The sequence below is a fragment of the Streptomyces sp. NPDC001889 genome (genome assembly GCF_053594535.1).
Genome location: NZ_JBSFER010000011.1, coordinates 202,827 through 220,081 on the forward strand (window position 1 = coordinate 202,827; position 17,255 = coordinate 220,081).

The 17,255-nt window shown below is 71.5% G+C and carries 14 protein-coding genes; 6 read left to right on the forward strand and 8 right to left on the reverse strand.

What is annotated here, in order from left to right:
* Positions 1 to 7: 7 nt before the first annotated feature.
* Positions 8 to 889: a class I SAM-dependent methyltransferase gene (locus ACWCRA_RS14975; RefSeq protein WP_451067774.1), complete on the reverse strand. Its 882-nt coding sequence runs from the start codon at positions 887 to 889 to the stop codon at positions 8 to 10.
* Between the two features lie 75 nt (positions 890 to 964).
* The gene (locus ACWCRA_RS14980; RefSeq protein WP_351544025.1) at positions 965 to 1,729 is read right to left on the reverse strand and encodes an SDR family NAD(P)-dependent oxidoreductase; all 765 of its coding nucleotides are present in this window, start codon (positions 1,727 to 1,729) and stop codon (positions 965 to 967) included.
* A 287-nt stretch (positions 1,730 to 2,016) separates the two neighbouring features.
* Here ACWCRA_RS14980 and ACWCRA_RS14985 point away from each other — a divergent pair, with 287 nt between their 5' ends.
* Positions 2,017 to 3,060: an acyl-CoA dehydrogenase family protein gene (locus ACWCRA_RS14985; RefSeq protein WP_451067775.1), complete on the forward strand. Its 1,044-nt coding sequence runs from the start codon at positions 2,017 to 2,019 to the stop codon at positions 3,058 to 3,060.
* 74 nt (positions 3,061 to 3,134) lie between these two features.
* Here ACWCRA_RS14985 and ACWCRA_RS14990 read toward each other — a convergent pair whose 3' ends face one another.
* Positions 3,135 to 3,920, reverse strand: a complete 786-nt coding sequence (locus ACWCRA_RS14990) for a thioesterase II family protein (RefSeq protein WP_451067776.1) — start codon at positions 3,918 to 3,920, stop codon at positions 3,135 to 3,137.
* A gap of 832 nt (positions 3,921 to 4,752) precedes the next feature.
* Between ACWCRA_RS14990 and ACWCRA_RS14995 the strand changes: the two genes are divergently transcribed.
* The 4 genes from ACWCRA_RS14995 (at position 4,753) to ACWCRA_RS15010 (ending at position 8,098) form a co-directional block, all read left to right on the forward strand.
* Positions 4,753 to 5,040 (forward strand): acyl carrier protein, encoded by a 288-nt coding sequence (locus tag ACWCRA_RS14995; RefSeq protein ID WP_451067777.1) that lies wholly within the window; start codon positions 4,753 to 4,755, stop codon positions 5,038 to 5,040.
* Complete coding sequence (locus ACWCRA_RS15000) at positions 5,037 to 6,329, forward strand: cytochrome P450 (RefSeq protein WP_351555310.1); 1,293 nt, start codon at positions 5,037 to 5,039, stop codon at positions 6,327 to 6,329. Before ACWCRA_RS14995 ends, ACWCRA_RS15000 begins: the two co-directional genes overlap by 4 nt.
* Positions 6,326 to 7,096: a thioesterase II family protein gene (locus tag ACWCRA_RS15005; RefSeq protein WP_351555313.1), complete on the forward strand. Its 771-nt coding sequence runs from the start codon at positions 6,326 to 6,328 to the stop codon at positions 7,094 to 7,096. The genes ACWCRA_RS15000 and ACWCRA_RS15005 overlap by 4 nt, the downstream gene beginning before the upstream one ends.
* A gap of 210 nt (positions 7,097 to 7,306) precedes the next feature.
* Complete coding sequence (locus tag ACWCRA_RS15010) at positions 7,307 to 8,098, forward strand: hypothetical protein (protein ID WP_351555316.1); 792 nt, start codon at positions 7,307 to 7,309, stop codon at positions 8,096 to 8,098.
* A gap of 97 nt (positions 8,099 to 8,195) precedes the next feature.
* Here the strand turns inward: ACWCRA_RS15010 and ACWCRA_RS15015 are convergent, their stop codons facing one another.
* A complete protein-coding gene (locus ACWCRA_RS15015; RefSeq protein ID WP_351555319.1) occupies positions 8,196 to 9,059 on the reverse strand; it encodes an AfsR/SARP family transcriptional regulator in 864 nt (287 codons plus the stop codon).
* A 1,076-nt stretch (positions 9,060 to 10,135) separates the two neighbouring features.
* On the reverse strand, positions 10,136 to 12,766 hold the full coding sequence (rph, locus tag ACWCRA_RS15020) for a rifamycin-inactivating phosphotransferase (RefSeq protein ID WP_451067778.1): 2,631 nt from the start codon (positions 12,764 to 12,766) through the stop codon (positions 10,136 to 10,138).
* Positions 12,767 to 13,099: 333 nt separating this feature from the next.
* Here rph and ACWCRA_RS15025 point away from each other — a divergent pair, with 333 nt between their 5' ends.
* Positions 13,100 to 14,194 (forward strand): endonuclease/exonuclease/phosphatase family protein, encoded by a 1,095-nt coding sequence (locus ACWCRA_RS15025; RefSeq protein WP_451067779.1) that lies wholly within the window; start codon positions 13,100 to 13,102, stop codon positions 14,192 to 14,194.
* Positions 14,195 to 14,407: 213 nt separating this feature from the next.
* Here ACWCRA_RS15025 and ACWCRA_RS15030 read toward each other — a convergent pair whose 3' ends face one another.
* The 3 genes from ACWCRA_RS15030 to ACWCRA_RS15040 all read right to left on the reverse strand — a co-directional run bounded on the left by ACWCRA_RS15030 (position 14,408) and on the right by ACWCRA_RS15040 (position 17,118).
* Positions 14,408 to 15,013, reverse strand: coding sequence for a GOLPH3/VPS74 family protein (locus tag ACWCRA_RS15030; protein WP_351555328.1), 606 nt, complete (start codon positions 15,011 to 15,013; stop codon positions 14,408 to 14,410).
* A gap of 288 nt (positions 15,014 to 15,301) precedes the next feature.
* Positions 15,302 to 16,048 carry a phosphotransferase family protein gene (locus tag ACWCRA_RS15035; RefSeq protein ID WP_351555331.1) on the reverse strand — a complete coding sequence of 249 codons (747 nt, stop codon included), beginning with the start codon at positions 16,046 to 16,048 and terminating at the stop codon, positions 15,302 to 15,304.
* A gap of 563 nt (positions 16,049 to 16,611) precedes the next feature.
* Complete coding sequence (locus ACWCRA_RS15040; protein WP_451067780.1) at positions 16,612 to 17,118, reverse strand: RICIN domain-containing protein; 507 nt, start codon at positions 17,116 to 17,118, stop codon at positions 16,612 to 16,614.
* Between the last annotated feature and the right edge of the window lie 137 nt (positions 17,119 to 17,255).

Genomic DNA, 17,255 nt, shown 5'->3' on the forward strand with positions numbered 1-17,255 from the left:
CTCCCCATCAGGACTGCCGGGCGGCGGGAGCGAACTCGTAGACGAAGAAGCTCTGCAGCGAGGCGTCCCGCTGTCCGACGACGTTCTTGGACAGGGTGGTGAACCCGTTGAGCTGCAACTCCCGCTCCACGATGAGCGGCGAGATCTTGTGCTCCTCCTCGAAGGAGGTGGTGATGTCGTCCATGGCGATCTGCATCTCCGCGAGGGCGATGGTCCAGTAGCCGCCCTTGATCGCGCAGTCGATGACGAACTTGTACCAGTGCCACATGGCCCGGCGGCGCCGGTCCTCCAGTGCGAGGGACCACTCGGGAAGGGCTCCCGACCGCTCATGGGCGGCGATGTCCTCGGCGCTGGTCAGCACATAGCCGTCGCGCAACTCGACCACCGGGGCCGCCGCGATGCGTGCCGCGTCCCGCTCGTCGCAGTACTCCGGTGCGAATTCGTCCCCCAGGATCAGCACTCCGCCCTCGCGCAGCAGCGCGCCGCTCTGCTCCAGATAGCTGTGCGGCATGTGGTGATGGGTGCCCCAGGAGATGATCACGTCGACCGCGTCGGACCACTCGCTGAACGGCTTATCGAATATCTCGACGTTGGGCCGGTCCTTCAGCCGGCCTCGGGCCTGCTCCACCATGACGGGTTCGATCTCATTGGCGACGATCCTGCTGTGCGGCAGCCGGTCGGCGAGCAGATCGCACAGGAATCCCGAGCCGGTGCCGACATCGATGATGTCCAGGTTCCGGCCGAGCGACGCGGCGCGCGCGGCCACCAGGCCGACGATCACATCGTCCCCGTCGCGCACATCCACGTGCCCGTCCCGCATCTGGGCGCTCACATCGATGTTCTGGAACTCGGGACGGCCGTAGACGGTCCCTTCCTCGGTGACTGACACCTTGTCTCCTTCTTCCTTGTTCCCGGGAGACGGTCGCTCTCCGGGAGGGGCGGGTCGCGCGACCGTGCCGCCCGATCAGGCGGTACGGCCTCCGTCGATGGGGATCAGCGCCCCGGTCACCCAGCCGGAGGCGTCGTCGAGCAGATGGCACACCCACCGGGCGACCTCGTCGGGGCCGCCGAAACGACCCATCGGGGTGGCCGCCACGAGGTCCTCGCGCAGGCGTGCCGTCCGTTCGGGGCCGAGACCGAGATCGTCGTACATGGGGGTCTCCACCGGGCCGGGGAGCAGGGCGTTCACCCTGACGGTTGGCGCGAGTTCACGAGCGAGTGAGCGGGTCAGACTGTTGAGGGCGGCCTTGGTGGCCCCGTAGAGGGAGCGGCCGGGCATGGACAGGACGCCGCCCACCGATGAGACGTTGACCACGGAGCCCCGGTGCTGCCGCAGTTGCGGCAGACACGCGCGGATCAGCCGCACGGGGCCGCTGACATTGACCGTGAACATGGCATCCAGGTCGTCCGGGGCCGCCTCGTCGATCGGCGCGAAGCGAGCGAGCCCCGCGTTGTTCACCAGACCGTCCAGCCGGCCGAAACTCTCCAGGGCGGCGGCCAGTGCGCGTTCGCCGGTCCCGGCCGCCCCGACGTCGGCCGGGACGACGGCCACCCGTCCGTGCTCCGGCGCGCCGGATGCCCCGAGCGCGGTACGGAGCGCGTGCAGCGGTTGCGCCCGCCGGCCCAGGACGACGACATCGGCTCCGGAACGGACCAGTGCGGCAGCCGTCGCGGACCCGATTCCGGAACCCGCGCCCGTGACAAGGAAAGCCTTTCCGACAAGGGACACCCATGGCCTCCGCGCAGATAAGGATGATTGCCGATTCACCGTAGAAGAAGCTTTTCCGGATCGACAATACCTTGCGATTGATTTTCTGACACGGGACGATGGCCGACAAGGGCGACCCCGGCCGCGCAACCCATCTTCCGGCGCGGGAATCCGTGCGTCGGACCGGGCCGCATCCGGCCTGGCGCGCGGGCGCCTTCGCACACCATGGTGTCACATTCGCACCTCGCCAGGAAACCCACTGGAATGGCGAAATTCAGGATTCACAGCGAGAGACTGGGATTCACGCTATGGACTTCATGCTCAATGAATTCGAGCGCCATCTCACCAAGGCCGTCGTGACGGCCCTGCACCAGGACGGCGACGCCTGGGACCGGCTGGCCGCCATCGACGCCCATGTGGTCGGGCTGCCCCACCCGGTGGACGGGCTGGATCTGGGGCTCGCGGCCGAGGCGATCGTCGCCCGTGAGCTGGGGCGGGCGCTGGAGCCCCTGCCCCGTCTGCGGGACGCGGTGCTCGCCTCGCACGTGCTGGCGCGGTGCGCGGACGCACGGTCGGCGGCCCTGCTGACGGACGTGGTGGCGGGGGCCCGCCGCGTGGGGTGCGCGGGTCCGCTGGAGCCGGACACCTCGGTGACGGTGGACTCCCGCGACCGGGTGCGGGGCACCTCGCCCCGGGTCGCGGCCGCCGCCTGGGATCTGGTCCTGGTCCGCGCGACCCGCTCCGGTGAGGACGTGCTGGTCCTGGTGGAGCCGGACGGTGAAGGAGTCGAGGCGGAGCCGGCCGCGGCGGGCGAGCACGGAGGCGTACGGCTGCGATGCGGGGCGGCGCCCGGTCTGGTCCTCCCGGCCGGACCGGACCTCGGTCGTCTCCGGGCCGCGGAACGGGTGCGCCAGGCGGCGTTTCTGCTGGGTGTCGCGGACGCGGCGGTGGAGGCGGGCCGCCGGCACGCCAACCGCCGCCGGCAGTTCGAGCGGCGGCTGATCGACTTCCAGACGGTGGGCCACCGGCTCGCCGCGCTGACCGGCGAGGCCGACGGGCTCGCGCTGCTGCTGTTCGAGGCCGCGTGGCGGCTCGACTCCGGCGCCGCCCCCGGGCCGTATCCGGCACAGGTGCTGGCGGCCTCCGCGGAACTGGCCCTGGGCGCCGCCCGGCTGGCGATCCAGCTGCACGGTGCCCGCGGGATGCTGGCCCATGACCATCCGGCGCGGGCCTACCGGCTCGCCGGCGCGGAAGCGGTCCGGTACGGCACGCCCGCGCGGCTGTGGCGGGAAGTCGCGGCGGCCCGGCTCGCCGGCGTCCGGGACGGCACCGCTCGCCCGTCCGGCCGCTGACCCGGCCCCCGGCCTCGCGGCCCCCGCCCCGGGGCCGGGAGGCCGGCGGGTCCGCGGGCCGCCGGCGGACCGGGTCAGGGCAGCAGGTCGGCCGCGAACACGTCGATCAGCGGGCCCGGGGCGTCGAGGAAGGTGTAGTGCTCGCCGCCGAGGAGGACGGACCGGGTCGGCGCGCAGTCCTGCCAGCCGCTCATCAGCCGGTGGGGGACCTCCGCGTCCCGGTCCCAGCCGATGGCGGTGATCGGGCAGGGGATGCCGGCCTCGGCGGGCTTGCGGTACTTCCGGTTGGCCTCGACATCGGCGACGAGGACCTCCAGATACAGTTCGAGCAGCTGGGGCGGGGGTGTTCTGCCCCCGCCCAGGGCGCCCAGCAGGGTGCGCAGCTCATCGGCCAGCTGATCGTCGGAGAGCCCGAGAAACCGTCCGTAGGGCCCCTCGTGCGGGGCGACCTGGGACGAGACGAAGAGCCGCAGCGGAGCGGGCAGCCCGCGCTCCGCCAGCCGCACCACGGCCTCGAACGCCGGCAGTGCCCCTCCGCAGTGCCCGAAGAAGGCGAAGGGGCGGTCGAGGCAGGGCGCGAACTCGTCGGCGAAGTCGTCCGCGAGACGCTCGTACGTGGCGAAGTGCGGTTCGCGCATCCGGTTCTCCCGGCCGGGGAGCTGGAGGGGCAGCACCTCGATCCGCCCTATGCGCTCGGGCCAGTTGCGGTACATGGTGGCTCCGCAGCCCGAGTACGGAAAGCAGAACAGCCGGATCTCGCAGTCCTCCGCCGGGGGCCGCAGCAGCCACCGCGATCCGCTGGTTCGCCGGGCCATGGCCGGCCGGCCCGCCGGCTGTGCCCCTGTCGTCGCCCCGTCCACGGGTTCCCCTCCTTGGTGGTCGGTCCGCCGCTCGTGGCACGGACGGACTGTCGTGGGTTCTGTCTCGCCGGCGAGACGGATACGCGTCCGCGCACGGCCGCGAGCGGGTCCCGGAGGCAATCGGCCCGCTCAGGAGGACCTTGACGACCGCTGAATCCACGGGAGTGCATATCCTCTCCCCCGCACTCCACACATTTCACGGAACTCCTTTTCCCCCAGCGAATCGACAGCCCGGGAACATTCCGATGGAAGCGAAGTGACCATGACTTGATTAGAGGCATCTTCCGGGTTGTCGTCAAGGCGTGTCGACAGCGGAAGCCACCTCTGTATTATTCCGGGGACAAGACTCCGCTGCCGATCACGCACACCGTCGTTGAGCGCTGACGGGTCGGCCCGGGAAGAATCCCTCCGCATTCGGCGACCGTACGGCGGACACCGCCGGCCGACGGAATGTCCGCAGCACCCGACCGAGCGCTTCCCCCGACCGCCTGCCGGACGCCGCCGCCCCGGAGGGCATCGTTCCCGGCGCGACTCAAGAAACCATTCACCCTTGCCCTCCCGATCCCCGGGAGCTCCACCCTTCCCCTCGGCTCGCGCTCCGGAAGCGGGCCGGCCGGGCCGGGGCCCCGGCACACGGACGGCTCCGGGACGGTGCGGGAGGAGGACCCGGACTCACCCTTGGACACCGCCGCGCGCGCCGCCCCGCACCGCCCGCCGACCACCAGGGGGTGAGGGGGCGCTCGCCGTCCGCGGACCCGGGCTCATGGCGACCGCTCCGCCGAGCGGCCGGCCACCACGGAGCGGGCAGGCCACCAACAAGGATGTGGAGATCATGGACGATATGCGCGTCACCCCCTCGGGGGAGGACATCGAGAGCGAACTGCTGCACATCTTCCGGAAGGTCCTCTCCCGCGAGGACATCAGCCCCGAGGGCGACTTCTTCGTGCACGGCGGGAACTCCCTGCTCGCCATGAGGCTCACCGAGACCATCCAGCAGTCCTTCGGCGTGGACGTGCCGCCGCGCTCCTTCTACCGGTCGCCCACGGTCGCCGGGCTCGCCCGGGTCGTCACGGATCTGTGCTCCACGACCCCGCACCACGACGGGAGCGAGCCCGCGTGAAACTCACCTCCTCCGCTCCGGACACCGCGGTCGACCCGGGTTCCGTCAATCTGCTGGACTCCCGCTTCTACGCCGAGGGGGACCCCCATGCCCTCTGGGCCCGCCTCCGCCGCGATCAGCCGCTCCACCAACAGCCGGCCCTCAACGGCCGGGAGGCCTTCTGGGCCGTGACCCGCCACGCCGATGTGTGCCGGGTCCTCCGCAGCCACCAGGAGTTCACCTCGCGCCGGGGCACCATGCTCTGCATCGTCGATCTCAACATGCCCGACATCGCGGCGGGCCAGATGATGCCCGACACCGACCCGCCCGAGCACACCCGGCTCCGCGAGCCGCTCAACCGGGCCCTCGGAATGCGCTCGGTCCAGGCCAGGGAGGCGCAGTTCCGGAAGATCGCTCTCGATCTGCTGGAGCCGGCGCTGGACGGGGAGGTCTTCGACCTGGGGCAGGCCGCGCTGATGTTCCCCATGGCCTTCGCCGGGACGCTCATGGGCATCCCGTCCGAGGTGTGGGCGCACACCGCGCGGCTCACCACCATGACGATCGCCTACGACGACCCCGACTACCAGCAGGGCACCCCCCTGGACACCCTGCGCCAGGCGCACCACGAGCTGTTCGCCGTCTTCCACGAGGAGCTCAAGCGGCGCGACCGGAGCGACCCCGGCGACGACCTCATCGGCGTGCTGATGTCCATGCGGTTCGAGGGGGAGCCGCTCACGGACGAGCAGATCCTGTTCAACTGCTACAGCCTGCTGCTCGGCGCCAATGTGACCACCCCGCACACCACCAGTGGCACCGTCCTCGCCCTCGCCGAACACCCCGACCAGTACGCCCGGCTGGCCCGGGACCCCGCCCTGATCAACACCTGTGTCGAGGAGGGCCTGCGCTGGACCTCACCGGCCAGCCATTTCATGCGGTACGCGGTCAGCGACATCGAGCTGCACGGACAACTGATCCGGGCCGGTGAGCCCGTGACGGCCTGGCTCGGTTCGGCCAACCGCGACGACGCGGTGTTCCCCGACCCGTACACCTTCGATGTCGCGCGCACGCCCAACCGGCATGTCGCCTTCGGCTACGGACCGCACTTCTGCATCGGCGCCGGACTCGCCCGGGTCGCCCTGAGGCTGTTCGTCTCCGAGCTGGCGAGCCGGGTGGAGGGCATCGAGCCGGCGGGGACGGTGGATCACCTGGTGTCCAGTTTCGTCGCGGGCTTCAAGCGCATGCCGGTCCGGCTCACCGCCCGGCCGGCGGCGCTGCCGCTGCCGGGCACCCTCGCGGCGGAGGCCCGATGACCGACTCCCTTGTGGTGACACCGGACTGGCTGGACTGCCACCACCGGCTGCCCGCGTCCCGTCTGCGCCTGTACTGCCTGCCGTTCGCCGGGGGGTCCTCGACCTTCTACCGCTCCTGGGGAACACACCTCGCCCCCGACGTGGAGACGGTCACGATCGAGCTGCCCGGGCGCGGCCGGCTGACCCGCCTCCCACCCGCCCGCCATCTCCACACGGTCGCCGACTCGCTCACACCGGTCCTCGCCGCCGACCGCGAGCCCATCGCCCTGTTCGGCTACAGCCTGGGCGCGGTCCTGGCCTTCGAGGTGGCCCGGAGGCTGGAGGCGATGGGCCGCGGGGTGGCGCACCTGTTCGTGTGCAGCCGGGCCGCGCCGCACATCCGCAGCCCCGAGCGGCCGTTCAGCCGGCTCGACCGGGAATCGCTGATCCAGGTCCTGCGCGAGTACGGCGCCACCCCCGAGGACATCCTCAACGACGCCGCGCTCATGGACCATGTCGTCCCCGTCGTCCGGGCCGACTTCGCGATGAGCGAGAGCTATGTGCCGTCGCCCGGTCCCCCGCTGGAGTGTCCCGTCACCGTGTTCGGCGGTGACGGCGACCCCTGGGTGTCGGCCGGGCAGCTCGACGGCTGGAAGCGGCACACCTCCGGCCCCTGCGCCACCCACCTGTACCCCGGAGGGCACTTCTTCATCGACCACTGCCGGGACGAGGTGCTCGGCACCGTGCGCACGGCGCTCGCCGGCGGGCGGGAGGGAGCGGCGCCGTGAACGATCCCGCCCCGCCGACCGGCACCCCACGACCGCCCGGTGAGCCAACGCCCAGTGAGCCAACGCCCTGTGGACCACCGCCCGGTGAGCCACCGCCCGGTGAGCCGTCGTACGACACCCGGACGCAGCCGCCGGCACCGCGTGCCGCACTCCCCCCTCGCCGGTCCGGCCGGTCCACCGCCCCTCCGGGGTCCGTCAAGGAGGAAAGTCATGGATGAGGGAGCCTCTCTCTCCCTGCCCCAGCTCTCGGCTCTGGAGGACTCCCGTCTGGGAGAACCGTCGGACACCGATTTCGCCGACACGCTCTACGACCGCGCCATGGCGATCGCCAACGACCTCTACGACCCCGATGCCTACGCCCTCCTCGGTGTGCCGCCGGAGGAGCGGATCGAACGGGAGATCGCCTATCTGCGGCGCCGGTCGTTCGGGGAGTGGTACTTCGGCGCGGTCACCCCCGCCCGGCAGATCACCCTGCTCCCGGACTCCGAAGTGCTGCTCAAACTCCGGCTGACCCAGCAGATCGTGGAGGAGACCCGCCATTACGAGATATTCGCCGCCGCCGTCAAACGGCGCAACGGCGAGTGGCGGCTCCAGCGCTACTCGGTCCCCTCCCATCTGCGGGAGATGCTGAGCACCCAGGTGAGCAGCGCCTCCGCCGCCGAACTGGCGGCGGCGAACCAGTACTCGGGCGAGGTCGTCCTCTCGGTCCACGACCGGCAGGAGAAGAACGTCCTGCGGCTGGTCACCTCGCCCGACATCATGAAGGACATCGAGACCATCGAGGCGGACGAGCCCGCGCACATCGCCATCGGCCGGGATCTGGTGCGCATGTACGCCGGCGACATCCGGGAGCGCCGGGCCATGGCCCGAGCCCAGGAGGACTTCCTCATGGCGCTCAGCCGCCAGCACGTGGCGGAGCTGGAAGCACTCGGTCTTCAGCGGCTGCGCGGACTCCCGGTCTTCGCGCCCGCCACCCCACCCCACGGCCCGGCGCTGCTGTGACCGGGACGGCGGCACCGCCCGCGCCGGGGAGAGACAGGGCCGGGTCCCCGTCGACGGCTGCCCGGGCACCGGCACGGGGCGGAGATCGCCGAGGGGCTCAGGCCGATCGGGGAACCGTGCCGATCAGCCGGTTGACCACCACATGGGCTCCCGTGTTCTGTGGGATGTCCAGGATCGGGTCGCAGGTGAGGATCGCCCGGTGCAGCCTCTCCAGTCTCAGGGAGGACCCCACGCCCAACTCCTTGTTCAGCAGCCGACGCAGCCGTTGAAAGGTGGCCAGAGCCTGGGAGCGACGGCCACAGCGGTGAAAGGCGAGCATCAGCTGGGCGTGCAGACTCTCGTTCAGCGGGTGCTCGGCGACCAGCTCTATCAACTCGCTCAGAACGTCGTAGTGCCGCCCCAACCGCATATCGGCCTCGATGCGCTGCTCCAGCGCGATGAGCCGGGACTCCCGGAGCCGCATGATCTGTACGTCGAGCAGCGGCCCCGGCTTCACATCGGCCATCGGGGAGCCGCGCCACACACTCAATGCCTCCCCGATGCGATGCGACGCCACCTCATCGCGCCCCTCGGCGAGGGCGGCCCGCCCATCGGCGAGGGTTCGCTCATAAACCTGAAGATCCGTCTCACCGGACTCGATATGGAAGAGATATCCACCGGACTTCGTCAGAAGAACATCGCGCATGACCTGTTCGGGCGTGACACCCAGTGATTTCCCAAGGAATTTGCGCAGATGACGCACATAGTTCTGGAGAGTGGCCACCGAACTCGGAGGCGGGTGATCCTCCCACAGCTCCTTGGCCAACACGGGAATCGTGACCGCGCGATTCGCGTGCAGCAGCAGGAGCGCGACGAGCTGTCTGAGTTTCGGCGCGGACGGCACCGCCGGATTTCCGTTCACCCGCACAACCAGGGAACCCAGTAAGGCGACCTCGATGTGCGGAATCCAGTGTCCGTTCATCCCCGTCTCCCCACCCCCATGCACCGGGACATCGCAGAACGACGCAGCCCGATTCCGGGAACCCACCTCGACAATGTGGTGAGCGTCGGAACGCCGCCGGACAAGAGCGCTCACATCCTCACCGCCGCGCGCTGCTGACACATGCCCTCACTCTCATTCTCTGCGGCATTCCCGCCGCAGTCCCTGGTTCGCTCCCCTTGGTCCCCTACACTCAAGTACCCGCCGCAGCGGGCTTCGATGATGCATCTACAGCGATCGAACGAACAGCCAGGTACAACCGTGGACATGACCGTACCGCCTCTGACTGAGGTCAACCAGACATCGTGCGGGCGGCCCCAACCTCAATTCTGGCGATTTAGGTGTTTTTCCGGCCGCTGGTTCGGATCGTCACAACGGACTCGATCTCGCCGCCCGGAGAGTGCGCAGTCGACGCGGATTGTGGTAGGCGCGTTTGCGTTTCCGGTCGCACGCCTCGCATTTTGACACACCGTTAGGAAACGCACGAGTGGCCGGGACCTTTCGCGAATCCCGCGCGAGGTTCCGGGCCGTGCTCGAAAAGCCGGCCGGGCGGCGCGATCCGGGCTGCGGCCGCCCATCGCGAGGCGCTCGTTCGGCACCCGGACAGGATGCGCAACCAAGATCCATCCGTTGGCCGCGAACTGCCACCGGTCTATACCGCCCACGCTATCGGGGGCCGCAGCGCAGGGAATGGCTTGATCGTCGTCGACCGCTGATCGGCGCGTTGAGGACCTCGCACCCACGAACGGACAAGGAATAAACCGAATTTCCGGACACGCTGTTCAGCGTTTCGCGGAGGAGATGGGCTCGGCCATTCCGTCCCTGTTCCGTTCTCCGGCCGCTCCGGGAAGCGATCCCCGCCGGGCTGAACCGCGCCCCGCCGGCCGTCGGCCCGGACACGCGGAGCGGCGGGCGCGCCGGAGACCGGCAGCGCACCCGCCGCGTGACAGTCGGTTCAACAAGGGTGCCCGGCCGCGGGTACGGGACGGACCCGCACGCCCTGCCCACCGGTCACGACGCCGCCCCGGCACACCGTCCGGGGAACCGGGCACCGGCGGTCAGGTGAGGAACTCGATGTGGCCGTCGGTTCCGTGCACCCGGATGCGCTGCCCGTCCCGGATCAGCCGGGTGGCGCGGTCCACGCCCACCACGGCCGGCAGACCGTACTCCCTGGCGATCACCGCGCCATGGGTCATCAGACCGCCCACCTCGGTCACCAGGCCCGCGATCCCGACGAACAGCGGCGACCAGCCGGGGTCGGTGAAGGTCGTGACCAGGATGTCGCCCGCTTCGAGATCGGCGTCCGCGATGTCGAGGACGACCCGCGCCCTTCCCTCGACGGTCCCGGCGGAGACCGGCAGGCCGGCCAGGGCACCGGCCGGCACGTCCTCGCGCCGGTACGTCCCGGTGACGGCCTCGCCGTCGGAGGTGAGCACCCGGGGCGGGGTGAGCGCGGCGTACGACCGGAACTCCTCCGCGCGCCGCCGGACCAGCCCGTCGTCCACCCGCCGTGAGCGCACGGCCTCGTGGAACTCCCCGAAGGTGAGGAAGAACGCGTCCTCCCGCTCGGTCAGCACGCCGGCCCGCGCCAGGCGCGCCGCCTCCGCCAGCAGAGCCCGCCGGTAGACGAGGTAGCGGCTGACGATGTCGTACTTCGGGTACTCGCGGTAGCCGATGAAGGTCCTCACCCGGTCGATCATCCGCTTGGTCTCGTCGGCCCTGCGGTCCCCGTCCGGCAGGGCCCGCAGACGGGCCAGCACGTCGAGTTCCTTCTCCAGCGCCGTCCGCCGCCCCTCCTCGAAGCGCCGGCCGGCGGCGCCCGGCCCGAAGTTCCTGATGTTGTCGAGGATCGCCGGAACGAGTGCGTCGGGCCGCTCGCGCCAGCGCGGTCGCGTGATGTCGATCTCGCCGGTGCAGCGCATGCCGTACCGGTCGAGGTAGCCCTCCAGGGCCTCGCGCGCCCCGGCTCCGCCCGGCAGCTCCGCCAGCGCGTCCAGCCAGTCGTCCGGCCCGTCCGGGAAGTCCTCGTCGGCGACGCGCCGCAGCAACGCCACCACCTCGGGGTGCGGGCGGATCGCGTCCGCGACGTCCAGGAGTTCCAGTCCCATCTCGGAGGTGATGTTGCCGGGGGCGGACAGGGTGAGCGTGTCGGCCGCGTTCCTCTCCCCCAGCCATTCCCGCAGCCGGTCGTTGAGCCACCAGGTGGCTTCCATCCCCGCCGTGATGACCTGGAGGCTCAGCGGATCGGCGATCACCCGCCGGTGCTCGTCGAAGGCCTCCAGCAGGAAGTCGAACAGCGCCGGTCCGGTCTTCGTCGCGACAGCGCGCTCCAGGTCCGCGACCGAGGCCCGGCTGCGTTCGACCAGCCCGGTGACGACGGCCGCGTCCGTCCCGATCGGGGCCGGCGGCCCGCCGGGGTCCCGGGCCGGGCCGGGTTCCGGGTCCGGGAGCAGCGGGATGAAGTCGTCGCGGTCCAGAACGGTCTCCAGCGCGTCCCGCACCAGCGGGTCACCTCTGCCGATGAGCTCCAGGAGGCCGGCCCGGCCCGTGGGCGAGGTCAGCCGCCCGGTGGCGTCGACGAACAGCCGCCCGCCCGCCTCCCGCATCGGCGCCATGGCCGTCAGCTGCCACACGGACAGACCCAGGGGTTTCATGGGGTCGGTCATCATCTGCTGATGGCCGACCGAGACATAGACACGGTTCTCCGGGTCGCCGGCCTCGGCGGCGGGAACGGGGAACAGGGTGGTGATCGGCCGGCTCTGAACGATCCGGAAACCGTCCTCGACCAGACACCATTCGATGTCCTGCGGGCGGCCGAAGTGTGCCTCGATCCGGCGCCCGAGCCGGACGAGCCGGACGACCTGCGCATCGGTCAGCGCGGGCTCCCGCTGCCGCCCCGGGTCGACCGCCACCTCCCGCGTGCCGCCGGCCGGCAGGGCGTGGACGGCCCGCTCCTTGGCGGCGATGGTCCTGGTGACGATCCCACCGTCCCGCACCGCGAAGACGTCCGGGTTGACCAGACCGGAGACCAGGGCCTCACCGAGACCGAAACCGGCGTCCACGGTGGCGACCTTCCGGTTGCCCGTGACGGGGTCGGCCGTGAACAGGACGCCGGACGCCTCCGGGAACACCATCCGCTGCACGACCACGGCCATGTGGACCGTGCGGTGGTCGATGCCGTTCCGCCGCCGGTAGACCACGGCCCGTTCGGTGAAGAGCGAGGCCCAGCAGCGGCTGATGTGCCGGAGCACCGACGCCGGCCCCACCACGTTGAGATACGTGTCCTGCTGCCCGGCGAAGGAGGCCGTCGGCAGATCCTCCGCCGTCGCGCTGGACCGTACGGCATAGGCGGTGGCCCGTTCGCCGTGCCGGGAGAGCGCGCCGGTGACCGCCTCCGCGAGGTCGTCCGGGACGGGGGTCCCCTCGACGGCCCGGCGGATCTCCGCGCTGAGCGTGCGGACGGCCTCCCGGTCGTCCGGGTCCACCCGGGACAACCGGTCGAGGCGGTCGCCGATCGACGGGACATCCGCCATCACCCGCCGGAAGGCATCCGTCGTCACACAGAAACCGTCCGGCACGCGGATGCCGTCGATCCGCGACAGCCCGCCCAGCTGCGCGCCCTTGCCGCCGACGGCCGCTGTCCGCGTCTCGTCGGCCTCTTCAAGATCCAGCACGTACGTCTCCGTCATCGCGACCGGCGCCTCCCACTCCGTCGAACCACCTGCTGGTGGCGTCGGTGGACGATTTTCCGCCGGCACCGGGGCCTTGTGGCAAGCCCCCCCGTGCGCTATAAGTTGAGCATGGCAAGGAGAGCGCTCTCCTTGCCTTTGTCATGTGCTCCGGGGCCGGTGGGCGAGGGTGCGGCGGACGGCCGCACCACCCCCCGGAGACACTATTGATCATTCAACATCTGACGTTGCTCCTGAGTTCACGCGTCATACACGAGAGGCCTCGACGCTTGTCCCGGCCCGTGTCGGATCGTGACCGGGCCATGGATACATGGCACTCACTGGAGGTCACGGATGGTCAAGCGTCGCGAAGTGCTCGGGATGGTCGGCGCGACCGTCGGAGCGGGAGTGCTCGCCACGGGAACGGCGGAGGCCGCCCCGAGGGACGGGCGGAAGCACTGCGGGCCCTCGCACCGAACGCTCAGGGTCATGCAGTTCAACATCTGGCTCGGCGGCAGCCGGGTGCCGGGCGGCCGGGCGGGAATCGCCGACACCATCGCCGCGGTGGAACCGGACGTGGTGATGCTCAGCGAGTCGAACCCGGAGCGGGTGGCCCATCTCCTGGCCGATCTCGCCGAGCGCGGGCTGACCTACTTCGACAACGAGAACCCGGTCGACCCCGCGGTGATCTCGCGCTACCCGATCATCGAGCACGCGTCCTTCCCGTACTGGTCGAAGGCGGTCGTCTCGGTCGACGGCACCGAGGTCGCCGCCTACTCCGGGCATCTGGAGTACCGCTACTACGTCACCTATCTGCCGCGCGGTTACGGCGGCGGCACGCCGTCGCCCCTGGAGACCTCCGAGTACGGCTGGAACGAGATCCCGACCGGTCCGGTCACCGATACCGGGCTGATCACACGGCTCAACACGGCGTCGGGACGCACGAAGGTGACGAGGACGGTGCTCGCGGACGCCGCGAGGGAGCGCGCCAAGGGGCGGCTGACGCTGCTGGCCGGTGACTTCAACGAGCCCTCTCACCGGGACTGGACCCGCCGGACCCGGAACCGGTTCGACCACAACGGCGCCGTCGTCATGTGGTCGACCACGAAGGCGATCGAGGACGCCGGCTTCCGCGACAGCTATCGCGTGATCCACCCGGACCCCGTCCGCAGGCCGGGCTTCACCTGGCCGAGCGACAACCCGGGCGCCGACGTGGGGCAGCTCACCTGGGCGCCGAAGGCGGACGAGCGGGACCGGATCGACTTCGTCTTCTACCACCCGGACCGGCGGATACGGCTGCTCGACAGCGTGATCGTCGGCCCGTCCAGCACCATTGTGCGCAACGAGCGGGTGCAGGAGCCGGGCAGGGAGAGGTTCTGGGAGCCCACCTGGACGTGGCCGACCGACCACAAGGCCGTGCTCAGCACCTTCCGGGTGTCCACGCGCTGAGCGGGACCGTCTCCCCGGGCGGTCACCGGCCCGGTCCCCTGGGCCTCGCCCTTCCGCGCGTGAGCGCCCCGGCGGGCCCGCGCTCACGCTGTCCCGTACGGCGGTGGCCGGGCCGGCCCGGCACCACCCGCGGTGGGCGTCGTCCCCGCTGCCGGCCGGTGGCCGCTCTCTCCCCTCGCCGCCCGGTGCGGCGCCGCGCCCTCCCCGGCGCGCTCAGACCCCGCGCCAGAGGTTGGCGAAGGCCGCGCTCTCGATGGACCTCCTCTGGCGCACGGCCTCCAGTTCCATCACCGCGTCGTGGACGGCGGCCACCACGGCGGTCACCGCCTCGTCCGTGAGGCCGGGCTCATCGCCGGACTCCTCGGTGCCGATACCCACAGCCGCGGCGAGGGCGCCCAGGACGGGTTCGGCCTCCTCCCAGCGGGAGACCGCCCGGTGGCGCGAGGGTGTGTCGGCCGGTTCCACCCGCCGTGGACCGAAGGGCGACGCGCCGCTTCGCCCGCGGATCAGCTCGCCGTCCTCCTCCAGGGCGGCCTGGTACACGGCCGACAGATCCCGGCCCCGGCGCCACAGCCACTCCTCGATCCGCTCATGGGGCTCCTGCCGGACGACTTCCGCCGCGGCCCCCGCCACGAGCCGGTCGTCCGGGGCCGGCGGCCCGCCCGGCACGATGCGGTCGCCGTCCACCGCGACCGTCCCCGCACCGATGAGATCGATCAGCTCGGCCCCCGCGAGGGCGAGCGACAGATCGCCCTGTCCCACGGAGTGCCCGGCCTCCGGGCCCATGGCGATGATGAACAGGTCTTTCGCCGTGGTCATGAACAGCTCCCCTCGAAGACACCGGCACAGGTACGTCCGCGCCGCCCGGCCCGTGTCCGGGGCGTCTGCCCCGCGTGCCGAGAGCGACTCTCACGATCAGTATCGCCCTCCTCCGTCCTGTCCGTGGGCCGACCGGTGGCCCGGTGGGGCGCGCCTCCGTCCGCCGGTGGACACCCCGCGCCACCGGGGGTGGCGAACTCCCGCCGGTCGAACGGGGTTCCCCTCCACCGAGGCCGTACGGCGATGATGGCACCCGCCACTGACAACGGTCCCCCGGCCCGCGCGGCCTCACATCCGGGACCGCAGCACGTCGACCTCGCAGCCCGGTGCGAAGGGGTCGAAGCCGTGCTCGATCAGCCAGCCAACCGCGAGCAGGCTTCGCAGCGACCACCACGCGTGGATCACGCCGAGATCAACGCCGCTGCCGTAGCCGGCGATGACGTCGTCGAGGTGCTCCTCGTGTCCGAGGGTGAGGGTGGCCAGGTCGTACAGGGCGTCGCCCCGGCCCGCCTCGGACCAGTCGATGATGCCGGTGACCCTGCCGCCGTCGACGAAGACGTGCGCGATCTGCAGGTCGCCGTGGGTGAACGCCGGTGTCCACGGCCGGAGCGCGGCCTCGGCGACCTCGCGGTTGCGGGTGACCAGGCCGGCGGGGAGGACACCGTTCGTCACGAGCGACGCGCACTCGTCGTCGAGTTCCGCCGCCAGGGCGACGGTGCTCCGGCCGGCCCGGCCCGTCCGCGGCGGCAGGGGCGCGTCGTGCAGCGTACGGAGGGCGGCGCCCGCCGCGGCCCATGCCCCGGGTGACCCGGCCGACGGCCCGCCGAGGCGCCCGAGCGCCGTCCCCGGGAGTGCGGCGATCGCGAGTACGGGCGGCTCGCGCCACAGGATCGCCGGGGTCGGGACCGGCGCGAGGGACATCGCCTCGACCTCGGCGTCGACGCGCGCCTGATCGGCGTCCACCTTCAGGAACATGTCACCGACGCGCAGGGTGGCGCGCTCGGCATGGGCAACCACGACTTCGACCTCGTCCATGGGCGCCCAGTATCCCGGGGACGACCGCCGGGGTCGCGGGGTTTTCGTGTGCGGTGACGGGGCCCGCGTCCCGTCGGCGCGGGCGCCGGGCACGACACCAGCCTGCCGCCGGCCGGGTCGATCCGCCGGCCGCGGCACCGGGGCCCCTGCCCGGCTGCCGGACCAGGAGGGCACCGTCGCCGTCACCGGGGTCCGCCGCGCGGACGGCTCGGACCCCACACCGCTCTCCCGGGGCCCGGGGGCGAGTGCACCAGGTCCGGGAGGCGCGGGGCGGCGCGCCCGGGGAGCGGGCGACCACCGGGCCCGGCGAGGACGCTCCGGGGAGCCTCATCCCGACGGCCGTCCGGGAGGCGCAGTGGCACGGGTGGGACGACACCGGTCCGGCGCCGGTCGGCGGTCCGGCGCATGAGGTTGCCCGGGCCGCCGGTCGGGCCGGGAGCGGGGTTCCCCGTCCGGAGGGTTCCGGCGCCCGCGCGGGGCTGCTCGCCCCATGGCAGGGGCGGGCAGAGCGCTCCGTACCACTGGGCGAGGGGCCGGCGGGGCCGGTCGTCTCCGGCCGGCGATCAGTACCAGTACTGCCAGGGCACCGGGGTGCAGGAGCGCTGGACGACACTCGCGCCGTCCGCCGTGCTGCCGCCGAGGACCTCCAGGCACTTCTGGGAGTGCTCGTTGACGATCTGATAGGCGCCGCTGCTCTGGAAGAACGCACGCCACTTCTGCCATGTCATACCGTTGCATGTCCGCTGCGCGATGATCGCACCGTCTGCCGTGCTGCCGTTGGCGGCGTCCAGGCACATACCCGTGTGGTGGTTCCTGATCTCTGTCAGCTTCCCGCTGACCTCATTCACCCAGAGCTGCCAGTTCGTGCCGTCGCACGTCCGCTGGGTGGCGGGTGAGGCGTAGGCGGTGCTGCCGCCCGGTATCACCAGACACTTCATTCCATTGGCGTTCTTCCAGTTCCACGGGGTGTCGGCGGCGCCCTGCCGGCCACTGTCCGCCGCGGCGGCGGCCGGAGTGGCCGCCGCCGCGAACAGCAGGAGCGCAGCCGCCACCATCCTGACCCGCCTCATCGCATGAGCCTTCATTCTTCCGCTCCCTGGATCGCTCGACATGTTCGGCGGAACCGTCCTGCCCTCCCCCGGGACCGCCCATCCGGTCGCTGCGGGAACTGTCCTGATCTCCGGCACAGTGGTCCGTTCCGCGCTCC

What these genes read in the sequence shown, in the direction of transcription:
- ACWCRA_RS14985 (WP_451067775.1), top strand. Translation starts at nt 2,017, where the DNA reads ATGGACTTCATGCTCAATGAATTCGAGCGCCATCTCACCAAGGCCGTC.
- ACWCRA_RS15035 (WP_351555331.1), bottom strand. Translation starts at nt 16,048, where the DNA reads ATGGACGAGGTCGAAGTCGTGGTTGCCCATGCCGAGCGCGCCACCCTG.
- ACWCRA_RS15005 (WP_351555313.1), top strand. Translation starts at nt 6,326, where the DNA reads ATGACCGACTCCCTTGTGGTGACACCGGACTGGCTGGACTGCCACCAC.
- ACWCRA_RS15015 (WP_351555319.1), bottom strand. Translation starts at nt 9,059, where the DNA reads ATGAACGGACACTGGATTCCGCACATCGAGGTCGCCTTACTGGGTTCC.
- ACWCRA_RS14995 (WP_451067777.1), top strand. Translation starts at nt 4,753, where the DNA reads ATGGACGATATGCGCGTCACCCCCTCGGGGGAGGACATCGAGAGCGAA.
- ACWCRA_RS15025 (WP_451067779.1), top strand. Translation starts at nt 13,100, where the DNA reads ATGGTCAAGCGTCGCGAAGTGCTCGGGATGGTCGGCGCGACCGTCGGA.
- ACWCRA_RS15030 (WP_351555328.1), bottom strand. Translation starts at nt 15,013, where the DNA reads ATGACCACGGCGAAAGACCTGTTCATCATCGCCATGGGCCCGGAGGCC.
- rph (WP_451067778.1), bottom strand. Translation starts at nt 12,766, where the DNA reads ATGACGGAGACGTACGTGCTGGATCTTGAAGAGGCCGACGAGACGCGG.
- ACWCRA_RS15040 (WP_451067780.1), bottom strand. Translation starts at nt 17,118, where the DNA reads ATGAGGCGGGTCAGGATGGTGGCGGCTGCGCTCCTGCTGTTCGCGGCG.
- ACWCRA_RS15010 (WP_351555316.1), top strand. Translation starts at nt 7,307, where the DNA reads ATGGATGAGGGAGCCTCTCTCTCCCTGCCCCAGCTCTCGGCTCTGGAG.